The following is an 18,310-nucleotide window of genomic DNA, read 5'->3' as shown; positions in this document are numbered from 1 at the left end:
CCTCTTCTTTTTGCTCCTCCCGAAACTTTCAGGAACGGATTTCGCGTGTCGGACAAACACGTCCTGGCAGTCTTCTGCCTGCTCGTTGGAACTGCCCTCCCGTCTTTCGCCCATGCTCAGGCGGCAGCCACGTCGAACACAGCCATTACGCCTGACGGAACACCCAATCCCAATCCACCGACGTCGTTGCCGTCAACGTCTCATCAGGCTGACAGTACAGATCCGGACATTCCGGCCCTGAAAACGGGAAATCTGTTCTCACCCAAGGCCGGACATTCCCTGTACTACTGGGATGGTCTGGTCGGTCATCTGACTGTTGAGGCCGGTATCAGCGGCAATCCATGGACACGGTCTGGAAGAAACTTCGGCCAGTTCTATCTGGACCGTGCCAATACCGTGACGCTCAACCAGATCATGGGCTCGATCTCCCATCCCATCACGTCCGTAGGTGGCGGTTACGGGATCGGCTTTGTGGCTGAAGTCATGTACGGATCAGACGCGCGATTTGATCCGACAATCGGCATGGGAGACGGTACGCTTACCGGCCTTTACCAATGGGCGCCCACACAGGCGCATATTGACGTTCATACACCGTGGATCTTCCGTCATGGCATCGATTTTCAGGCCGGACAGATGTATGCCCTGATTGGCGCCGAAGGCACGCCTGCCCTGGCCCGGCCGTTTTATTCCTTCAACTACGCGTCAGACTATATCGTTCCTTTCGAAACGGTTGGCATCATTGCGACGATGCATCTCAGTCGGCACATGGACTGGATCCTCGGTATTGATGCAGGGAATTCCACGACGTTTGGTCAGGCCGGGAACAACAGTCGCCCTAAAGGATATTTCGGCTTTGCCTGGAACAACCTGATGGGTGGTAAACTGAACCTGCACGCCATTGGCCATTTCGGACCGCAGGGTAATAATGGTGCCAGGCGAACCTCTCCCGCTGGCTGGACCAGCTCTGGGATCGGCAAGGCCGCAAATGGCCTCATGCAATACAATGCAAGCCTTCTGGCTACCTATCATGTCAACAAGACGCTCTCGCTGATGGCGGAAGCGCTTTACCTTCATGATGATGCGTCTCGTGATGATGCCTATGGAGTCACCTCCTATCTGTCGTGGGACATTCATCCGTCCCTGACCTTGAACGTTCGCGGTGAAATTTTCCGCGACAATACCGGCGGGATCATCAATCAGTATCCTGGCACTATGTCGTACACGAATGCCCTGCGAAACCGGCCCTATTTCTACTACGGCGCGCCTCCCACAACCTATGGTGCCCTGACAATCGGCGTGGCCTATCGACCGCCCTTTATCAACCGACACCTTGGCGCCGGCAAGCTGACTGTTCGCCCCGAAGTTCGTCTGGACAAGTCCCTGAACGGAACTCATCCCTTCAATCAGGCTGCCGCAACGTCTGCCACGGCCGTCAATAACGGGACCAGCAACATGCTCTGGTTCAATCTGGACGCAGTGCTGAGTTTCTGATCTGCCACACCTGCTACTTGCGAAAGTATCCAAGTACGAAATTTCTTGACAGGTTGTGCGTGTTTGTGACGGTTTGCGCGTGTTTTACGCCCGTCCGGAGCAGATTCCATTCTTAAAGACGAACGCTTGAGCCAGATTCGTGCTCGTTTACGAAGCCACGGGCGCGTCCTCGCGGCCGATCTCGCTACTGAATGGCATGTTCCGGTTGATATGATCCGGCGTGATCTGCGCGAACTTGCGGAAGCTGGTGAATGTCGGCGTGTTTATGGTGGCGCGCTCCGTTTGCAGCCGGATGCGTCCCATATCCGTACGCGAATGGGCGAAAATGTTGTCCTCAAAAATGCACTTGCCAGCCAGACTGCCCATCTTTTCAAAGCCAGACAGGTAACCTTCATCGATACGGGTTCCACCAATATTGCTCTGGCGACCTCTCTTCCGCGCGATATGCCCCTCACGGTCGTGACCTCCAGTCCGGCGGTGGCAGTCGCTCTGAATGATGCAAGCCAGATTGAAACCATCATGATTGGTGGGCGTCTTGATGGCGCGACCGGAGGGGTCACGGGTTCGGTGGCTGTTCAATCGCTCCAGCATTACCGGTTCGATCTCTGCTCTCTGGGTGTGTGGGCAATTTCCGCGGAAGGGCCAAGCGTGTGGGATCCTGAAGAGGCGGCTTTCAAGCGTGAGGTTCTCGGTCGAAGTGAACGCGTCGTGGTCATGGCCGAGGGCAGCAAGATCGGATCAGGTGGCCGATTCCCGGTTGCACCGCTGGATGCCGTTGACACCCTCATCGTTGCGGAAGATGCCCCTTCCGACGAGCTCTCCCGTATGACCGCCTCAGGCGTGTCCATTCTCAAGGTTCCAGTCCATGACTGATGCTTCAGCCGAAACAGCTCGTCCTGCCCAGCGTGATCTCATCATCATTCTGGGGCTTCTGACGTGTCTGGGGCCACTCAATATCGACATGTACCTGCCCGGTTTTCCAAATATCGGGCATGATTTCCAGACAAGTGAAACGGCCGTTCAGTTCAGCCTGACCAGTACGTTGATCGGACTTGCGGTCGGGCAGCTCATGGTCGGTCCCTTCAGTGATTCCCGCGGACGGAAAATTCCGCTTCTGGGGGCGATGGCTCTTTTTGCCCTGTCCTCATTGTTCTGTGCAGTGTCATCCAGCATCACTACATTCATTATCGCGCGTTTCCTGCAGGGCCTGACAGCTTCGGCAGGTCTGGTGCTCTCTCGCGCTGTGGTTCGGGACGTCTTCAATGGCCCGGAACTCGCACGCTTCTTCTCGCGACTGATGATCATCAACGCGGTTGCTCCGATGGTTGCACCTATGTTGGGTGGCGCAATTTTAGCTTTACCGTCAGCGACATGGCGCACCATGTTCTGGTTCCTGACCGGGGTTGGCGTTCTGGCGCTGGGGCTGGTCGCCGCTCGACTGACCGAAACTCTTGAGTTGCATAGACGCCTTCCGAATTCGGCTCGCGCTACAATGGAAACGTTCCATAGCCTGCTGACGGATCGTGAATTCATCGGCTATGCTCTGACCGTTGGCCTTATTCATGGCGGCAGCTTCGCCTATGTGGCGGGAACACCTTTTGTCTATCAGGATATCTACGGTGTAACGCCGCAGACCTTCAGTATCCTCTTCGGGATTAACGGCCTGGCACTGGTAGGCGGAAGTTGGCTTATTGGACGGGCTGGCAGTATGACACGCACCAATACGTTCCTGCGTGCCTCGGTCATCTGCATCACCGTCGCAGCCGCTCTTATTACGCTGATTGCCGTCTTTAAAGGTCCGCTTTTCCTGCTAGTAGCTGCGATCTTCCTATACATGACCTGTATCGGAATGATCCTGACGGCAACCTTCGTTCTTGCTATCGCAAAGCAGGGCCACCGCGCGGGAAGCGCCAGCGCGATCCTCGGATCACTGAATCTTCTGGTGGGCGGTGTGGCCGCCCCACTGGTTGGGCTAAGCAAGACCAGCGCTCTTCCCATGGGGCTGGTCCTGCTGCTGACGTCACTGGCCGGACTGTTTGCCTGTTTCCGACTGACATCCCGTCATCAGGGCGAGGTAACGCCCTGAATATAAAAATTATCTCAGGGTTTTTCGAGACCCGGATGCCCACGCTCTACGGCGAAACTCGCATAGGTTGAAAGCTGCCCATCATGGCGGCTGACCTGATCCAGAGTTTTGAGATCTGCACGCCAGACGTCCCGACCGACATCGCAGATCACGTAGCCACGCCTGTCGGTCGTAGCCTTCAGATGCGGGTTCTCACGGCGAACGGACTGGCTGTGTGCATCATTATCCCCGACACCGTCACCGCCTGAAGAAATGGACGTCGCCAGAAACTCGACAGAGACTGGCTTCTGCTTGTCACGATCTATCACGAGATTGCCAGCGTAATGCCGGTGTGCATCGCCTGTGATATTGACGACGTTGCCGGGACAATGATCTCCGATGAACTGAAGTAGCCGGTTTCGGCTGTGCATATATCCCGACCACTGATCCATGCTGTAAAGCAGCTCGGAATGGGCTGACTTCCGGTGAGCGAGATCCATGACCATGACCTGATGGGCCAGCAGGTTCCAGCGGGTTTCGGAGTTGCTCAATCCGTTGAAGAGCCACTCTTCCTGCTGAGCGCCCATCATTGTGCGTTCCGGTGACCAGACATCCGGCCCCTGCGGAGCCTCCTTGTCACCATAGGCCTGATCGCTGCGGTACTGGCGCGTATCCAGCACGAACGTGTTCATCAGATCACCAAAGCGGAAGCTCCGGTATATCTGCATGTGGCTCCCGTCAGGCAACGAACTCGCGCGTAACGGCATATTCTCATAATAGGCCTGCATGGCCGCGGCGCGGCGCATGCGGAACAGGTCTGGCGGTGTTCCGTCTTGATCCGTGTCTCCTGCCCAGTCGTTGTCCACCTCATGGTCGTCGAAGCTGACAAGCCATGGGGCGGCGGCGTGAGCAGCCTGAAGATCGGGGTCCATCTTGTACTGTGCGTAGCGCCGACGGTATTCGTCCAATGAGTAGATTTCTGGGCCGAAATGGCGGCGAACTGCCGTGAAGGGCTTACCGTATACCGTGTGAACGCCAGCGCCGATATCCGCGCCTTCGTAAATGTAATCGCCATAATGGAAGATGAAGTCGACGTTCTCATTCGCAATGGCGCGCCATGCGGAATAATACCCGAACTCATAGTGCTGGCAGCCCGCAGCTACAAACCGGATGCGCTGAACCGCAGTACCTGGCAGAGGTAGCGTCCGCCCGCGACCAACCGGACTTTCATATTCGGCGATGCGAAAGCGATACCAGTAGGGACGATCGGGCTGTAGCCCCTCGACCTCGACATGTACGGAATGCGCCAGTTCAGGGTGAGCGATGGTCTGACCTGTGTGGAGAACCGTGGAGAACTTCGGGTCTTCGCTGATGTCCCAGTCCACCAGAACAGGCTTGAGGTGCTCCAGCCCTCCCGCTTCTTCCATCGGCTTTGGAGCAAGGCGCGTCCAGATGACAAAACCGTCCGTTGTCGGGTCTCCTGAAGCCACACCAAGCTGGAAGGGAGACACGTCAAACGCGGGTTTCCTGTCCAGATTATGGGGGGACGCGGCGGAAAGCTGCCTAAGGCGATAGGAGAGCAGAAGACCCGCCCCAAGGCCGGTCAGTACGCGTCTGCGGTTCAGAAACATCGTTCAGGATCTTTCGCTGAAGTCGAGCGGTGATTGTTCACTCAAGACAGCGGATCGGTTCGTTTGCCCATGCCCTGGCATCGTTCTTCATGAAACTGTCACAGACCTGTCGACACAATTTCCGTAATGCATCGCCGCACGCTGTCCATCTTTCGAACGGAATGAGACGACCCTTGGCGGAAAACTGGTTTCCCTGTCAGCAGGAATGGCTGCGTCTGCGCCGTCGCATCAGAACCTTCACGCATCGGGATGATGCCGAGGATCATCTTCAGACCGCTCTTGCGAACTATTACGAGCGTTCGCAGGGGCAGGTCACGCACCCGGAGGCCTACATCACCAGAAGTGCTCTTAATCTTCATCTGAATAATCTGAAAAAAGCCGCTTCGAGCACTGTGTCGACCACGGGAGAACAGGAACAGATCCTGGAGTTGCGGGACCCTGCGCCTTCTCAGGAAGAGGCTTATGCTGCAAGCCAAAGAATGAAACAGTTTCACGACGGATGTCAGCAGCTTCCAGAAAGAACGCGTCAGGCGTTTCTGCTGAACCGTGTTGAAAAAATGAAATACCGTGAGATTGCTGCAGCCTTAGGAATAAGCGAAAGCAGCGTTGAAAAACATATCGCCAAGGCTCTCGTCTTTCTTTCCTCATGGATGGACCAGTGATCCCCTCTGAAAATCTGCTCGCCACCCAAGAGCGTGCAGCGGAATGGATTGCGCGCCTGCATGCCGATAACTGTACCGAGGAGGACCGCGCCGAGTTTGTTCAATGGATGCGTGGTGACACCGATAGAGCGGAAGCTGTGGAGCTTCTGACAGACTACTGGGAACTGGGCGGTGGGGTGCAGGCAAAAGGCATCCTACAAACTGCCATGGTTCCTGATGTATGCCAGAGCCAGATGCGGCGGCGTGTCTTGTTGGTTCTCGCGTCTGTGGGGACTGCTGCTTTGTTTCCCATGAACAGGAGTGCCAAGGCCTCCCGCGTCCTGCAGACAGCTGTCGGCCATACACTGCGAACACCTTTGCCAGATTACGGGACCTGCCTGCTGGATTCCGGAAGCCGAATGGTTCTGTCGGAAGACGGCGGTCGGGCGCGGCTGGATCAGGGACAGGTTCTTCTTTTGCCTCGCACCCGTAACGCGTTTCATCTGTCAGCCCGGAACATTACGGTTCATCTGCCGGAGCAGACATCAACGAATATCCGCACAGACAGTAAATGTACCGACATTACTGCGGTTCGGGGGCAGGTTCTTCTGCGCAAGGGCGCGGCCTCGTCGAAGGATGTGTGGATCAAGACGGGTCAGCGGTTACGGATTTTCCAGAACGGCCAAATAAGTGTCGATTATCCCAATATTGAAGCGCTTTTATCGTGGCAGACAGGAAGGCTCATTTTCCGGAATACACCCTTGCCGGATGCCATTTCACAGATCCAGCGATACACAACCCGACAGATCACCATTGCCTCTCCGGCATTGGAAAATCTCAAGCTGAGTGGGGTCTATTTCGTCTCGCAAGGCGATATGTTTTTACGCATGTTGCCCCGCCTGCTCCCCGTCAAACTGGAAGAGCACGGCAATCTATATACGCTTCGGCCATTGTGACGGTTTCATGAAAACGCGGGAAATGTCCTGAGGTTTTTCGGATTGTAATTGTCTTCCTGTGGAGACCGCCTTCTGCGATCGCCAACAGGATAGAGAATACATGGCCGTGACCGCCCGGTGCCCCCTTCGCGCAGCTTTGCTCCTGACTGTGGGAATGACCATTCTGACCCATACTGCTGTTGCTGCTCCCGCAGTGGCTGCAAATGTTCATATTGACCGGCAGCCGATGGCACAGGCGCTGGAATCCCTGAGCCGACAGACCGGGCAAAGCATTCTTTTCTCTCCTGATCTGGTCGAGCATCTTCAGGCTCCTTCCGTCAGTGGCTCACTGACACCGGATGCGGCAGCGGGAAAGCTGCTCAACGGAAGCGGACTGACGATGGAAGTCGCTCCGGGTGGCGGTATGATTGTCCGGCGAGTAACGGGCGCAAAGCGGCCCTCCAAAGCAAGGCGTGCCCCTCGCGTCCGGGAAGCAAGCGATATTGAGCAGATTGTTGCTACGGGCCACAGAACACGGTCTGTCCTGAGCATCAGCGGTGACCAGATGCAGGAGATGATGCCGGGGCAGAACCCGATGCAGGCTCTTGATCTTCTGCCTGGCGTGACATTCACCAATGTTGATCCCTGGGGCAATAACGAGCAGAACTCCAGCATCTACGTGCATGGATTTTCCAATACGCAGATCGGTTACACGCTGGATGGCGTTCCTCTGGGAGCTGGCGCTTACGGCAATTACAACGGTCTTTCTCCGCAACGTGCTGCGATCAGCGAAGATATTGGCCAGACGTCCCTTTCGTCGGGTGCTGGTGCTCTTGGAACGGCCTCGACCAGTAATCTCGGTGGTACAATTGAGTTCAACACCCGCGATCCAAAAGCCAAGGCAGGTGCCACGATCCGCCAGACCTTCGGGAGTTATTCAACGTTCCGAACTTATGCCCGGCTTGATACCGGAAACTTCGGTAGCGGCAATTCTGCATACGTCTCTTTTTCACGACAGGACGCACGACCGTGGAACCTTGGGGAAGGAAACCGGCAGGGTGGCTATCAGGTTGATGGAAAATTCATCCATAAGGGTGAGAACACAACCATCACGGCTTATTTTGACTGGCAGAACAAAGCCGAGCCGAACACACAGGGCCTGACCGCTCCCACTGACCTCTATGCCCGCGGTGCATTTTACCCGGATCTGAACGCCGCCATGGCCAATTATCCTGCCATGACATCCAAGTCAGCCGCACCTGGAACGCCCAATAACAAATACTATTTCTCGGCAGCCCAGCGGACGGATTACCTCACCTATCTGAAAATCTCACATCGGTTCTCTCCAAACCTGACATGGGATAACCAGCTCTACTTTCATTATGATGATGGTGCCGGCGTCGTCGCAACATCGATCCGGACCAACGCAATCCTGACTATTCTTGGAAGTTACCTTGATCCGACAGGCTCAAAATATATCAAGAACGGTCAGTTCACCTACAGTGTCGCAGGTATTGATCCGAAAGTCTGGAATGCGACAGGTGGGACCGGGTTTGCGGTCCGGACTACGGAATACGAAGATTATCGCGGCGGCCTGACCAGCACCCTGCACTATCATCTTGGCCAGCATAATATTGAAGTTGGTGGCTGGTACGAGCGCAATAACAACACGCAGGGACGCCTCTGGTATCCGTTGACTGCAACAGACACGCTGACACCCTACAAGCGTGCGACCAACCCGCTTTTTACGCAGTGGATGAATGCGTTCTATACCAACACGTTTGTCACGCACTTGCAGGATAGCTGGAAGGTGACGCCTCATCTGACCCTGACAGCAGGGTTCAAATCCGAAATGGTTTATACGAACGGCACCCTCCCGATTGCTGCTCTTCCGCAATCTCTGGCATCGTCCGTTTCACGCGCGAAGACCATTGTTGATACAAGTACTCATACAGTGGCGGGTGGGACGATCCCGTCTTACAAGCCGTTCCTTCCGGCTTTTGGCGCTCTGTGGAATTTTACACCTCATGAGCAGTTCTTCGCCAATATTCAGGAAAATATGAATTCCTTTGCCCAGACAGGTTACAGCACTACCTCACCCTGGGCGGTCACGAGCCAGGAAGCCTTTGAAGACTTCAAGAAAACAGGAAAGCCGGAAACGTCCTGGACTTATGAAACAGGCATTCGTACCAATCGTCCGCTATTTCTTGGCCCACTGACCGGAATCAGTGGCCAGCTTGAATATTACCATGTTGATTTCTTCAATCGTCTTGGTGCGATCAAGCCGCCCAATCAGGGCATCTCAGGCGTAGGCGGTACTGTTGCCAATCTTGGCAGCGTCTCGACAAATGGGATGGATCTATCTTTCACCCTACGGTTCGGTGGGCACTTTTATGTCTATGATGCGGTGTCTTATGTCAGCAGCATCTACGGAAGCGATTTCATGGACGGCTCGACGCTTTACGCCACAAAAGGCGAGAAAGTCCCCGCCATTCCTATCTGGTCTGACAAGTTCGCCATCAATTACAATCAATCCGGCTTTAATGCTCAGCTCTTCGGAACCTATATGGGTGTTCGGCCAGGAACGATCACGAACACCGTCATGGTGCCGCCACGGTTCCAACTCGGCTTCAGTTCGGGATATACATTCAAGCACATTCCTCACATGCAGAGCCTCAAACTCCAGTTCAACGTCAGCAACCTGACGAACACCCGTTCCTGGTCCACAATTACCGCCGGAGATGGATCAACCTATGTGGGTTATCCAACGCCTCCACGTATGTTCTTCGGAACGGTGGCGGCCTCGTTCTGAAAGCCGCCAGGGGATGGCTTTCAGTGCCATCCCTTTTCAAGCTCAGAAGTCTGCGCGGACGCGAACTTCCCAGGTTGCCGGGCGGCCAGCAACGGCAATGTTGTCGCCGCCCACGAAGTAACCGCGCGTTACGTCGTAGTGCTTGTTGGTGATGTTTCGACCAATGCCCTCAATCTTCCAGTGCCCCTTGTGCGGCGCGAAGGAAACATACCCACCCCACAACGTATATCCTGGAATGGTATTGGCTGAGTTCAGAGCCGTACTCGTGGTGCGAAGGCTGTAATCCACGCCGGAAACAAGATCATATTTCCCAACACGCCATGTATAATCGACGGAGCCATTGGCTGTGAAATGAGGGACCTCGATACTGCGTCCGGAAACGTCCTGTGAGACACCGACCCAGACCCCATTGACCTGCTTTGAGCTCGTAACAGCACTGAACTTGTCGTAAGCACCCTCAACATAGGCGCCGGATTGGGCCACATGCAGTCCCGGGATTGGGGACCATTCGACTTCGTATTCGCCACCAAACATGTGGGAACGAGGAGCATTCACGAACAGACCGATCGCAGAGCCTGTCGTCGGGCTGTAGGCGATGGACTGAACCTGACGGTCAAAATAGTCATAATAGAAGAAGTCAGCATTTACCCGCAGGTTATATCTTGGCAGAATCAGCTTGTTTCCGACTTCGAATGAGTAAAGCTGCTCGGGCTTGAATGGATTGGTCATCTGCGTGACGTCAGATGAGTTGTACACCGTGAAGCCACCGGATTTCACACCTTTGCTGAAGGTGAAATACGCCATGTCGTGGCTGAAGGGGTGATACTGAATGCTGAATTTTGCAGACGGCAACGTGTAGGACTGAGACTGCTGCGACAAGGCGTTCTGCGGGTTGGTGACAATGCCATTAACAAGGTAATGCGCGTAGACGTTGTCCAGAGTGCGCTTCTCATGCTCTACGCGAATGCCGCCTACCAGTTGAAGCTTGGGTGTCAGATCATATGTCACCTGACCGAAGCCGCTGATGGTATTGACCGTCTGCGAGTAACGGACGTCGCCATCCGTGTTGTAAAGAGCCTGAAATCCTGACTGATATCGGTCATTAAGCCACTGATAACCATAGTAGATACCACCAATCCAGTGTAGCCTGCCGGTTGTGTTGGATGAGAAACGCAATTCATCAGACACCACACTGGCCCGCGTATTGAATTTCACATCTGCAAGTGACAGAGAAGAATCATCGAAATTGTCGTATTCGTTACGCTGCATGTAATCATAGCTGGCGAGATTTGTGATTGTGAAATCTTGCAGGTGCTTTTCAACACGCAAACTGCTGCCACCTGTATCAATATGACTATAGGGCTTCTGATCGGGAGTTAGTCCGGTTTCTTTGGCAAACTGAGCTGATGTGCCCCAGCGTGTGTTGTAACGACTTGCCGAAGCAGGCATTGGATGGGTCGAACTCAGACTTGTGATAGGTCTCCACGCATAGGGACCCGTGCCGTCAGACCGATCCCGACTTCCATGCAGATTCCACTCCAGTTTCCAGCTTTCTGATGGTGCGTAATCGACTAGAAGACGCGCAGCACCTCGATCAACATTTCCGAGATGCGCCTGTGCTTCCGGATTGTACTGCCAGGCGCCCCCCTGCTGGGTTTCCCCGGAAAGACGGAACTTGAGTTTGTCGTTGATCGGTCCGGAAATATAGCCGTCGATCTTGCCACTCTCGAAGCGGCCATACTGGGCAGCCACACCGCCTGTCAGCTTATCGGTTGGCTTGTTCGTGATGTAGTTGATCGCCCCGCCCGTCGTGTTGCGTCCATACAGCGTACCCTGAGGCCCGCGGAGGACTTCAATACGCTGCATATCAAACATCATCCCGTTAATGCCGAACGGAACAGGATTGGCGACTTCGTCGATATAGATACCAACCGTGGGGGAGTTGTTGCTGGCGTAATTGTTAAATCCGACGCCTCGGATCGTGTAGGTATACTGCCCGCTGCCATAGGACGGCTGGATCTGAAGCGACGGGGTCGCGTACTGGAGGTCGAACACGTTGTTGATGTTTCGATTTTCCAGCATCTTTGCAGAAACGACGCTGATGGACGTGCCAATATTCTGCGGGCTGTCTGCATGTCGTTCAGATGTCACGACTACATTTTCTACGCGGGAGGCTTCATGATCCTGAGACTTCAATGCCGGGCGCGCATGCGCGTTTCTGGAGGAGAGCGGCTCCCCTTTTCGCGTGCTAACCTGAGCTGGCTTTTTGGTTGAAGCGCTGTCTTCCGCGGCTGCTGCAATATTCCAGAATGGCAGCAGTGCTACGCTGGAGATAAGAGCAACCCGCCCACGGACAAGGAGGGCATTTCTGCGGTACGGAGCAGTATGAACGTCGTGCATCGGTTGCGCCTAATAACTAATATTTATAGTTGTTATATAAAACAACTATCTAATTGCGTTTAAGGGATAGAAAAACGATACACAACAGGTTATGCTGCGAACGCAACATTTTTTTGTGTTTCTGACCGCGATAAAGCAAGAGATCGAACTCCATGGCTCCCCAGATGAAACTTGCCGCATTCCTTCTTCCTACCGGCCATCATGCGGCAGCCTGGCGCCATCCGGGCTCGGCCGCGGACGCTGGCAGTAACTTCCAGCGGCAGCTCGAACAGGCACGTCTTGCCGAGCGCGGGCTCTTCGATGCCGTATTTATTGCTGATTTTACAAGCTCCATCGACGAAGCAACAATCGATGGCTTCCGCCGCATGACATATGCGGCATCTTTCGAGCCTCTGACGCTTCTTTCTGCTCTTGCCGCCACAACGAATAAGATCGGCCTGATCGGTACGGTCAGCACGACCTATTCAGTGCCCTATCATCTGGCCCGCCAGTTTCTTTCCCTTGACCAGATCAGTGGCGGCCGTGCGGGGTGGAACCTCGTCACAACGGCTAACGTCAAAGAGTCCATTCATTACGGCCGACCAAGCCATGTCCCTCATGCAGATCGCTATCGGCAGGCTCGTGAATTCGCTCAGATCGTGCAGAATTTCTGGGATAGCTGGGACGACGGAGCCTTCCTGCGCGATACAGAGAGTGGAGAGTTCTTCCAGCCGGAAGGCCGACGTCCCTTCGAATTCAAGGGCGAATTTCTCTCGGCTGCAGGGCAGATTGATATTCCCCGCTCTCCGCAAGGCAGGCCTGTCCTCGTTCAGGCAGGATCTTCCGAGCCGGGCCGTCAGCTTGCCGCAGAGACGGCCGAAATGGTCTTTACGGCACAGCAGACCCTTGAAGAAGCAAAGGCCTTCCGTCTCGATCTTCATCGCCGCATGCGGGAAATTGGTCGTGATCCAGCATCCCTGAAAGTCATGCCGGGCGTCTATCCCCTCGTGGGGCGTACGCAGATGGAAGCAGAGGATCTCCGGGCACAACTCGATGACCTGACGCATCCGGATGTTGGATTATTTCTTCTCGGAGGTATGACCGGCACCGATCTTCGCGGATTGCCTCTTGATGGGCCGCTTCCTGAAGCCCCGGCAGATTTCAACGGGAACCGTAGCCGTCAGACGCTTCTGGTCGAGATGGCGAAACGCCGGAACATGACCTTGCGGGATCTGTATCTGGAAGTCAGCGGCGCACGTGGGCACTGGTCTATTTATGGTGGGCCGAAGGAGATTGCAGATCAGCTTGAAGAGTGGTTTGTGGAAGGCGCAGCCGACGGCTTTAACGTCATGCCGCCCATCCTGCCGCAGAGTCTGGAGATCTTCGTGGACTACGTAGTGCCTGAGCTACAGCGTCGCGGCCTGTTCCGCACCGCTTATGAGGGATCAACCCTGCGCGAGCATCTGGGACTGAAGCGCCCGGCGCCCGGCGAGACCCCATGAAGTCAGCCTTCGTTCTGTTGTCCATAGCGGGTTTGGGCCTGGCGTCATCGGTGTCTGCTGAACCGCGCGACACCATGAGTATCGGTGTTTCCATTGAGCCGCCTGGCTTGGACCCGACACGCACACCGAGTGAGGCGGTTGGCACGATCACGTATAACAATATCTATGAAGGCCTGACGCGGCTTGACCGTGATGGTCACGTGCAGCCTCTTCTGGCGCGTGCATGGACGGTCTCAGACGATGGACGTGTTTATCACTTCACCTTGCAGGATAATGTTCACTTTCACGATGGGGCGCCCCTCACCTGTGAGAATGTCCGTTTTTCGCTTCTTCGCGCAGGTGCGGCCGACAGCACAAACCCGGATCGCAGTTTCTTCACGAATATCGCCGATATCGCCTGCCCGAATGCATCCCATGTGGATGTCACGCTGAAGAAACCTCATGGCAGCTTTACCTATGAGTTGGCGTGGAATGATGCTTCCATTCTGTCACCGGTATCAGCAGATAAAAACGTCAGTCATCCAATCGGCACTGGCCCTTTCCGGTTTCAGGAGTGGCAAAGAGGTGATCATGTCACGCTGTCGCGAAATCCGGATTACTGGGGAAAAGCGCCTATCCTGAAGACGGTCACTTTTCGGTTCATGCCTGATCCTCTGGCGGCGAGTAACGCCCTTCTCGCTGGAGAACTGGATGCCTATCCGTCCTTTCCTGCTCCGGAAGTGCTGAGCCGCTTTGTTGACCATCCGGGCCTTCGTGTTGTGCGCGGTACATTTCCGTTCAAGGCCATTCTGGCTCTCAATAACGCGCGCAGGCCTTTCAATGACATTCGGGTCCGTCAGGCGATTGCATACGCCATTGATCGTAAAGCTCTCGTTCAGGCTGGCGCAGATGGTGACGGCACGGTTCTGCAATCGCATATGGCACCTAACGATCCGGATTATGCCGCGCTGCCTGACCGCTATCCCTACGATCCCGAACGTGCCAGCGTGCTTCTGAAGCAGGCTGGTATTCGGCCCGGCACGCAGCTCACCCTCTCCTATCCGCCAATCACCTATGCGCGGGATACCAGCGAAATCGTTGCCGCGTATCTCGAGCAGGTTGGCCTGATTGTGACGCTGCAACCTCTTGAATGGCCAACCTGGCTTGGTCGGGTTTTTGGGCAAGGTGCTTTTGATATGACAGTCATTGCCCATACCGAGCCGCATGACATTGGTATCTATGACCGGGAGTCCATATACTTCCACTACAGGAGTCCTGAGTTCCACGCCTTGTTTGAGCGGTATGAGGGAACGGAAAACCCCGAAGAGCGACATCGTTTGTCAGTTGCCATGCAGGACCGGCTTGCACAGGATGAACCCAATGTTTTCCTGTACTCCCGCCCTCGGGACACGGTCATGAACCGTCATATTTCAGGCTTGTGGACAGATCAGCAGATCGCCGCATGCCCCATGGCTGATGTTTCCTGGGAACCATAATGACTGGTCTTGCTCAAACTATTTTCGGACGGCTTGCCGTGCTGGCGATTGCCAGCGTGATCGTTTTTGTTCTCCTCAGCCTGCTTCCTGGAGATCCTGCGACTGTGATGCTGGGTCTGAACGCCAGCCCCGAGAGCATTGCCGCCTTCCATCACCAACTCGGGCTCGATGCGTCTCCTGTCGCCCGCTATTTTCGCTGGATTGTTGGTCTTCTTCATGGAAATGCAGGAACGAGTTACGTCTATGACGTACCGATTTCTGGTTTGATCCTTGAGCGCTTTCAAAGCACTCTGCCCCTCATCATGCTTGCCACCGTTCTGGCTCTTCTCATCGGCCTTCCGGTGGGAGCCGTCGCCGCAACCAACCGTGGGAAACGGTTGGACCTGACACTGATGGCGCTGCTTCAGCTGCTGAAATCCATTCCGGATTTCTGGCTTGCCATGATGATGACCCTTCTCTTTTCCCTGACCCTGCGCTGGTTTCCCGCAGGGGGATTCAGTGGGTGGAACAATGGCGTTTTTTCTGGCCTTCGCGCCCTGACGTTGCCAGCAATCGCCCTCGCCATTCCGCAGGCTGCAATCATTGCCCGGTTCATGCGGTCGTCCCTGATCGATACACTGGAACAGGACTTCATCCGCACCGCTCGAGCCCAAGGCTATAGTCGACAGGGGGTTCTGTGGCGCGTTGCAATTCCCAATGCGGTCATTCCTGTTCTGACCCTGATTGGTATTCAGCTTCCTGTTCTCGTAACAGGCTCAATCATCGTAGAGAACGTATTCAACATCCCGGGCTGCGGAAAACTACTTCTGGAGGCTGTCAATCAGCGAGACATTCCGGTTGTGCAGAACCTTGTCATGCTGATTGTTGCCGGCGTCCTGTTGTTGAACCTGTTCCTTTCGATCCTCATTCGTTGGCTGGACCCGCGTCTGGCAGGAGGTAGCGCATGATTTTGCGTGGCGCTCCAAAGAGCCTGATTGCCGGAAGCGTTCTGCTTCTCGGATGCCTGTTTCCTGCAACGATGGCCTGGATCTGGCACGGCGGTCACGCCCCATTCATCGACATCCCGAACCGTTATGCTCCGCCTTCTCTGGCTCATCCTCTGGGAACTGACCCTTTTGGACGAGACCTTGCCAGCTATGTCCTGACGGGGGCGTTCAATACGACGGCGATTGCATTGCTTTCCGTCGTACTCGCAACGGTTATTGGCACCATTCTGGGTCTTGTTGGCGCGAATGGTGGCAAGCGAGGTTGGGCCGTGATGAGTGCTACAGATCTTGGCCTGGCGTTTCCCCCTATTCTTATTGCGGCCATGCTTGTGACCGCACAGGGTGCATCCGCGACAGGCGAGATTCTGGCCATCGTCCTGTTCGGCATTCCCGCACAGATCCGCATTACGAAGCAGGCTGCACAGTCCATTCTTGTTCTGGATTACATCTCAGCCGCACGAATGGCAGGCTTTGGTTCAGTCGCGGTAACAATCCGCCATGTTCTTCCCAATATCGCGCCGATCCTGATTGTTCATGCATCAACGTCTCTGGCTCTGGCGATCCTGTCAGAAGCAGGTTTGTCCTATCTGGGGCTCGGCGCTCCCCCGCCTCAGCCGGATCTGGGGCGGGCTCTGGCATCCTATCAGATTCACATTTTTGATCATCCCTTTCTGGTTGCTGTGCCCGGTGTCACGGTCATGGTGCTCGTTCTTGGGTTCAACCTTCTTGGAGATGGTTTGAGAGATCTTCTTGAACGCCCCTTTGCTCGTAACGAGGAGCGCCTGCCGTGACAGATCTTCTTTCTGTTCGAGAACTCTCGGTTTTGGCTGGGGCGAAACCCATTCTTCACCCCCTGTCCTTTACTGTAAGCGCTGGCGAGACCGTGGCTGTAACGGGTGAGTCCGGCTCCGGAAAATCAACGTTGGCCCGCGCTCTGATGAGGCTTCTCCCGGACGGCTTCAAAACTTCTGGGCAGATTATTTTCGAAGGGCAGGATCTTGCCGCCCTTCCCGAGCGCGATTTCCGTGATCTGCGCGGACGCCGCATCGCCATGGTGTTCCAGGAGCCTATGACAGCGCTCAACCCGATCCGCCGTATCGGCAAACAGATCGGTGATACGCTCAAACTTCACGGGGCGCTTTCGTCACCAGACATTGCAACGCATGTCCAGCAGTTGCTGGATCGTGTGGGTCTGAGCCATGCTGGCGTGTCGGCACAGTCATATCCGCACGCACTGTCAGGCGGGCAACGTCAGCGCGTTCTTCTTGCAATGGCGATTGCCTGCAAACCTGCTCTCCTCATCGCTGATGAATTCACAACTGCTCTGGATAGCAGGACACAGGCAGAGGTGATGGATCTTGTGCAGGAACTGGCGGTTGAACATGAAATGGGGATTCTCATGATTTCCCATGATCTTGGTGTCATCAGACGTCAGGCACAGCGCGTTCTGGTTCTTCAGCAGGGCCACCTTGTTGAAAGCAACGAGACGGAACAGCTATTTGATACACCTCGACATCCCTATACTCGGGCGCTTCTCGGCATGTCACTGCATGGGACCAATCATCCACCTCTGACACGTATTCCTGTTCCCGTGGACGTTTCTGAAGGCGTTCAGCCATGAGCGTTCTGCTGGAAGCGAGAAACATTCAATATAGCGTATCCGGACACACATCTTCTGTCTTTGGTTCCCGTAGAAAAACAGTTTTACAGGACGTCAGCCTTCATGTGGCAGAGCAGGAAACACTGGGCATTGTCGGCTCTTCCGGCAGCGGAAAATCAACCCTGTCCCGTATTCTGACAGGGCTTGCACAGCCAGAAAATGGTGAGATCCTGTTTCAAGGCAAGGATCTACGCGATGCTGCAGGTCAGGTCAGGAAAGACATTCGCCCAAAGATCCAGATGATCTTTCAGGACCCTCAAGGGGCGCTCGACCCTCGCCAGACCGTACGGCAGATTGTGAAAGAGCCTCTTCATCAGATGGCCCTGAGCAACGAAGAAAAAGAACGCCGTGTTCTTGAGGTGCTGGCAGATGTGGCCCTTCCACAGGATGGCGCCGAGCGGTATCCGCGGATGTTCTCCGGTGGGCAGAGGCAGCGGATTGCCATTGCGCGGGCCCTTGTGACGCGCCCCTCGGTCATTATCGCGGATGAGGCAGTTTCTGCTCTGGATGTTTCGACGCAGGCTGTAGTCCTGAACCTGCTGTTGGACCTTCAGGAGCGGCATGGTCTTTCCTACATTTTTGTCAGCCATGATCTAGCGGTTATCCGCCATATTTCTCATCGTGTTGCTGTTCTTGATGAGGGCAGGATTGTGGAAACCGGCCCCACTCTTTCAGTGTTGGATCACCCTCAACAGTCCACGACCCGCGACCTTATTGCCGCCAGCCTTTGAAA

The 18,310-nt window shown here is 55.1% G+C and carries 14 protein-coding genes; 12 read left to right on the top strand and 2 right to left on the bottom strand.

What is annotated here, in order from left to right:
* The first annotated feature begins 45 nt into the window (after positions 1-45).
* From B7444_RS07240 to B7444_RS07230, 3 genes are all read left to right on the top strand, one after another.
* Positions 46-1,491 (top strand): outer membrane beta-barrel protein, encoded by a 1,446-nt coding sequence (locus tag B7444_RS07240; protein WP_007283392.1) that lies wholly within the window; start codon positions 46-48, stop codon positions 1,489-1,491.
* Positions 1,492-1,617: 126 nt separating this feature from the next.
* The gene (locus B7444_RS07235; protein WP_015074222.1) at positions 1,618-2,364 is read left to right on the top strand and encodes a DeoR/GlpR family DNA-binding transcription regulator; all 747 of its coding nucleotides are present in this window, start codon (positions 1,618-1,620) and stop codon (positions 2,362-2,364) included.
* Positions 2,357-3,577 carry a Bcr/CflA family efflux MFS transporter gene (locus B7444_RS07230; protein WP_007283390.1) on the top strand — a complete coding sequence of 407 codons (1,221 nt, stop codon included), beginning with the start codon at positions 2,357-2,359 and terminating at the stop codon, positions 3,575-3,577. The genes B7444_RS07235 and B7444_RS07230 overlap by 8 nt, the downstream gene beginning before the upstream one ends.
* A gap of 14 nt (positions 3,578-3,591) precedes the next feature.
* On the opposite strand, the gene B7444_RS07225 is transcribed toward B7444_RS07230, so the two are convergent.
* On the bottom strand, positions 3,592-5,187 hold the full coding sequence (locus B7444_RS07225; protein WP_007283389.1) for an alkaline phosphatase D family protein: 1,596 nt from the start codon (positions 5,185-5,187) through the stop codon (positions 3,592-3,594).
* Positions 5,188-5,360: 173 nt separating this feature from the next.
* Between B7444_RS07225 and B7444_RS07220 the strand changes: the two genes are divergently transcribed.
* The 3 genes from B7444_RS07220 to B7444_RS07210 all read left to right on the top strand — a co-directional run bounded on the left by B7444_RS07220 (position 5,361) and on the right by B7444_RS07210 (position 9,575).
* On the top strand, positions 5,361-5,849 hold the full coding sequence (locus B7444_RS07220) for an RNA polymerase sigma factor (protein WP_231502958.1): 489 nt from the start codon (positions 5,361-5,363) through the stop codon (positions 5,847-5,849).
* Complete coding sequence (locus tag B7444_RS07215) at positions 5,846-6,784, top strand: FecR family protein (RefSeq protein WP_007283387.1); 939 nt, start codon at positions 5,846-5,848, stop codon at positions 6,782-6,784. The genes B7444_RS07220 and B7444_RS07215 overlap by 4 nt, the downstream gene beginning before the upstream one ends.
* Before the next feature lie 100 nt (positions 6,785-6,884).
* Positions 6,885-9,575: a TonB-dependent receptor plug domain-containing protein gene (locus B7444_RS07210; RefSeq protein ID WP_007283386.1), complete on the top strand. Its 2,691-nt coding sequence runs from the start codon at positions 6,885-6,887 to the stop codon at positions 9,573-9,575.
* A 42-nt stretch (positions 9,576-9,617) separates the two neighbouring features.
* Here the strand turns inward: B7444_RS07210 and B7444_RS07205 are convergent, their stop codons facing one another.
* Positions 9,618-11,975, bottom strand: a complete 2,358-nt coding sequence (locus B7444_RS07205; RefSeq protein WP_007283385.1) for a TonB-dependent receptor — start codon at positions 11,973-11,975, stop codon at positions 9,618-9,620.
* Positions 11,976-12,127: 152 nt separating this feature from the next.
* Here B7444_RS07205 and B7444_RS07200 point away from each other — a divergent pair, with 152 nt between their 5' ends.
* From B7444_RS07200 to B7444_RS07175, 6 genes are read left to right on the top strand one after another with little or no spacing between them, the layout of a single operon-like run.
* Complete coding sequence (locus B7444_RS07200) at positions 12,128-13,456, top strand: LLM class flavin-dependent oxidoreductase (RefSeq protein WP_007283384.1); 1,329 nt, start codon at positions 12,128-12,130, stop codon at positions 13,454-13,456.
* Positions 13,453-14,931 (top strand): ABC transporter substrate-binding protein, encoded by a 1,479-nt coding sequence (locus B7444_RS07195; RefSeq protein ID WP_186810560.1) that lies wholly within the window; start codon positions 13,453-13,455, stop codon positions 14,929-14,931. The genes B7444_RS07200 and B7444_RS07195 overlap by 4 nt, the downstream gene beginning before the upstream one ends.
* Entirely contained in the window at positions 14,931-15,878 is a 948-nt protein-coding gene (locus tag B7444_RS07190; RefSeq protein WP_007283382.1) for an ABC transporter permease, read from the top strand. Before B7444_RS07195 ends, B7444_RS07190 begins: the two co-directional genes overlap by 1 nt.
* Complete coding sequence (locus B7444_RS07185; RefSeq protein ID WP_007283381.1) at positions 15,875-16,708, top strand: ABC transporter permease; 834 nt, start codon at positions 15,875-15,877, stop codon at positions 16,706-16,708. Before B7444_RS07190 ends, B7444_RS07185 begins: the two co-directional genes overlap by 4 nt.
* A complete protein-coding gene (locus tag B7444_RS07180; protein ID WP_007283380.1) occupies positions 16,705-17,538 on the top strand; it encodes an ATP-binding cassette domain-containing protein in 834 nt (277 codons plus the stop codon). Before B7444_RS07185 ends, B7444_RS07180 begins: the two co-directional genes overlap by 4 nt.
* Complete coding sequence (locus B7444_RS07175; protein ID WP_007283379.1) at positions 17,535-18,308, top strand: ATP-binding cassette domain-containing protein; 774 nt, start codon at positions 17,535-17,537, stop codon at positions 18,306-18,308. The genes B7444_RS07180 and B7444_RS07175 overlap by 4 nt, the downstream gene beginning before the upstream one ends.
* Positions 18,309-18,310: the final 2 nt, after the last annotated feature.

Source organism: Gluconobacter thailandicus F149-1 = NBRC 100600 (genome assembly GCF_000964465.1).
GTDB classification, from domain to species: domain Bacteria; phylum Pseudomonadota; class Alphaproteobacteria; order Acetobacterales; family Acetobacteraceae; genus Gluconobacter; species Gluconobacter thailandicus.
The sequence above is the reverse complement of the archived record's forward strand: the minus strand, read 5'-3'. Positions and strand labels throughout refer to the sequence as shown.

What these genes read in the sequence shown, in the direction of transcription:
- B7444_RS07230 (WP_007283390.1), top strand. Translation starts at nt 2,357, where the DNA reads ATGACTGATGCTTCAGCCGAAACAGCTCGTCCTGCCCAGCGTGATCTC.
- B7444_RS07225 (WP_007283389.1), bottom strand. Translation starts at nt 5,187, where the DNA reads ATGTTTCTGAACCGCAGACGCGTACTGACCGGCCTTGGGGCGGGTCTT.
- B7444_RS07210 (WP_007283386.1), top strand. Translation starts at nt 6,885, where the DNA reads ATGGCCGTGACCGCCCGGTGCCCCCTTCGCGCAGCTTTGCTCCTGACT.
- B7444_RS07205 (WP_007283385.1), bottom strand. Translation starts at nt 11,975, where the DNA reads ATGCACGACGTTCATACTGCTCCGTACCGCAGAAATGCCCTCCTTGTC.
- B7444_RS07200 (WP_007283384.1), top strand. Translation starts at nt 12,128, where the DNA reads ATGGCTCCCCAGATGAAACTTGCCGCATTCCTTCTTCCTACCGGCCAT.
- B7444_RS07195 (WP_186810560.1), top strand. Translation starts at nt 13,453, where the DNA reads ATGAAGTCAGCCTTCGTTCTGTTGTCCATAGCGGGTTTGGGCCTGGCG.
- B7444_RS07190 (WP_007283382.1), top strand. Translation starts at nt 14,931, where the DNA reads ATGACTGGTCTTGCTCAAACTATTTTCGGACGGCTTGCCGTGCTGGCG.
- B7444_RS07185 (WP_007283381.1), top strand. Translation starts at nt 15,875, where the DNA reads ATGATTTTGCGTGGCGCTCCAAAGAGCCTGATTGCCGGAAGCGTTCTG.
- B7444_RS07175 (WP_007283379.1), top strand. Translation starts at nt 17,535, where the DNA reads ATGAGCGTTCTGCTGGAAGCGAGAAACATTCAATATAGCGTATCCGGA.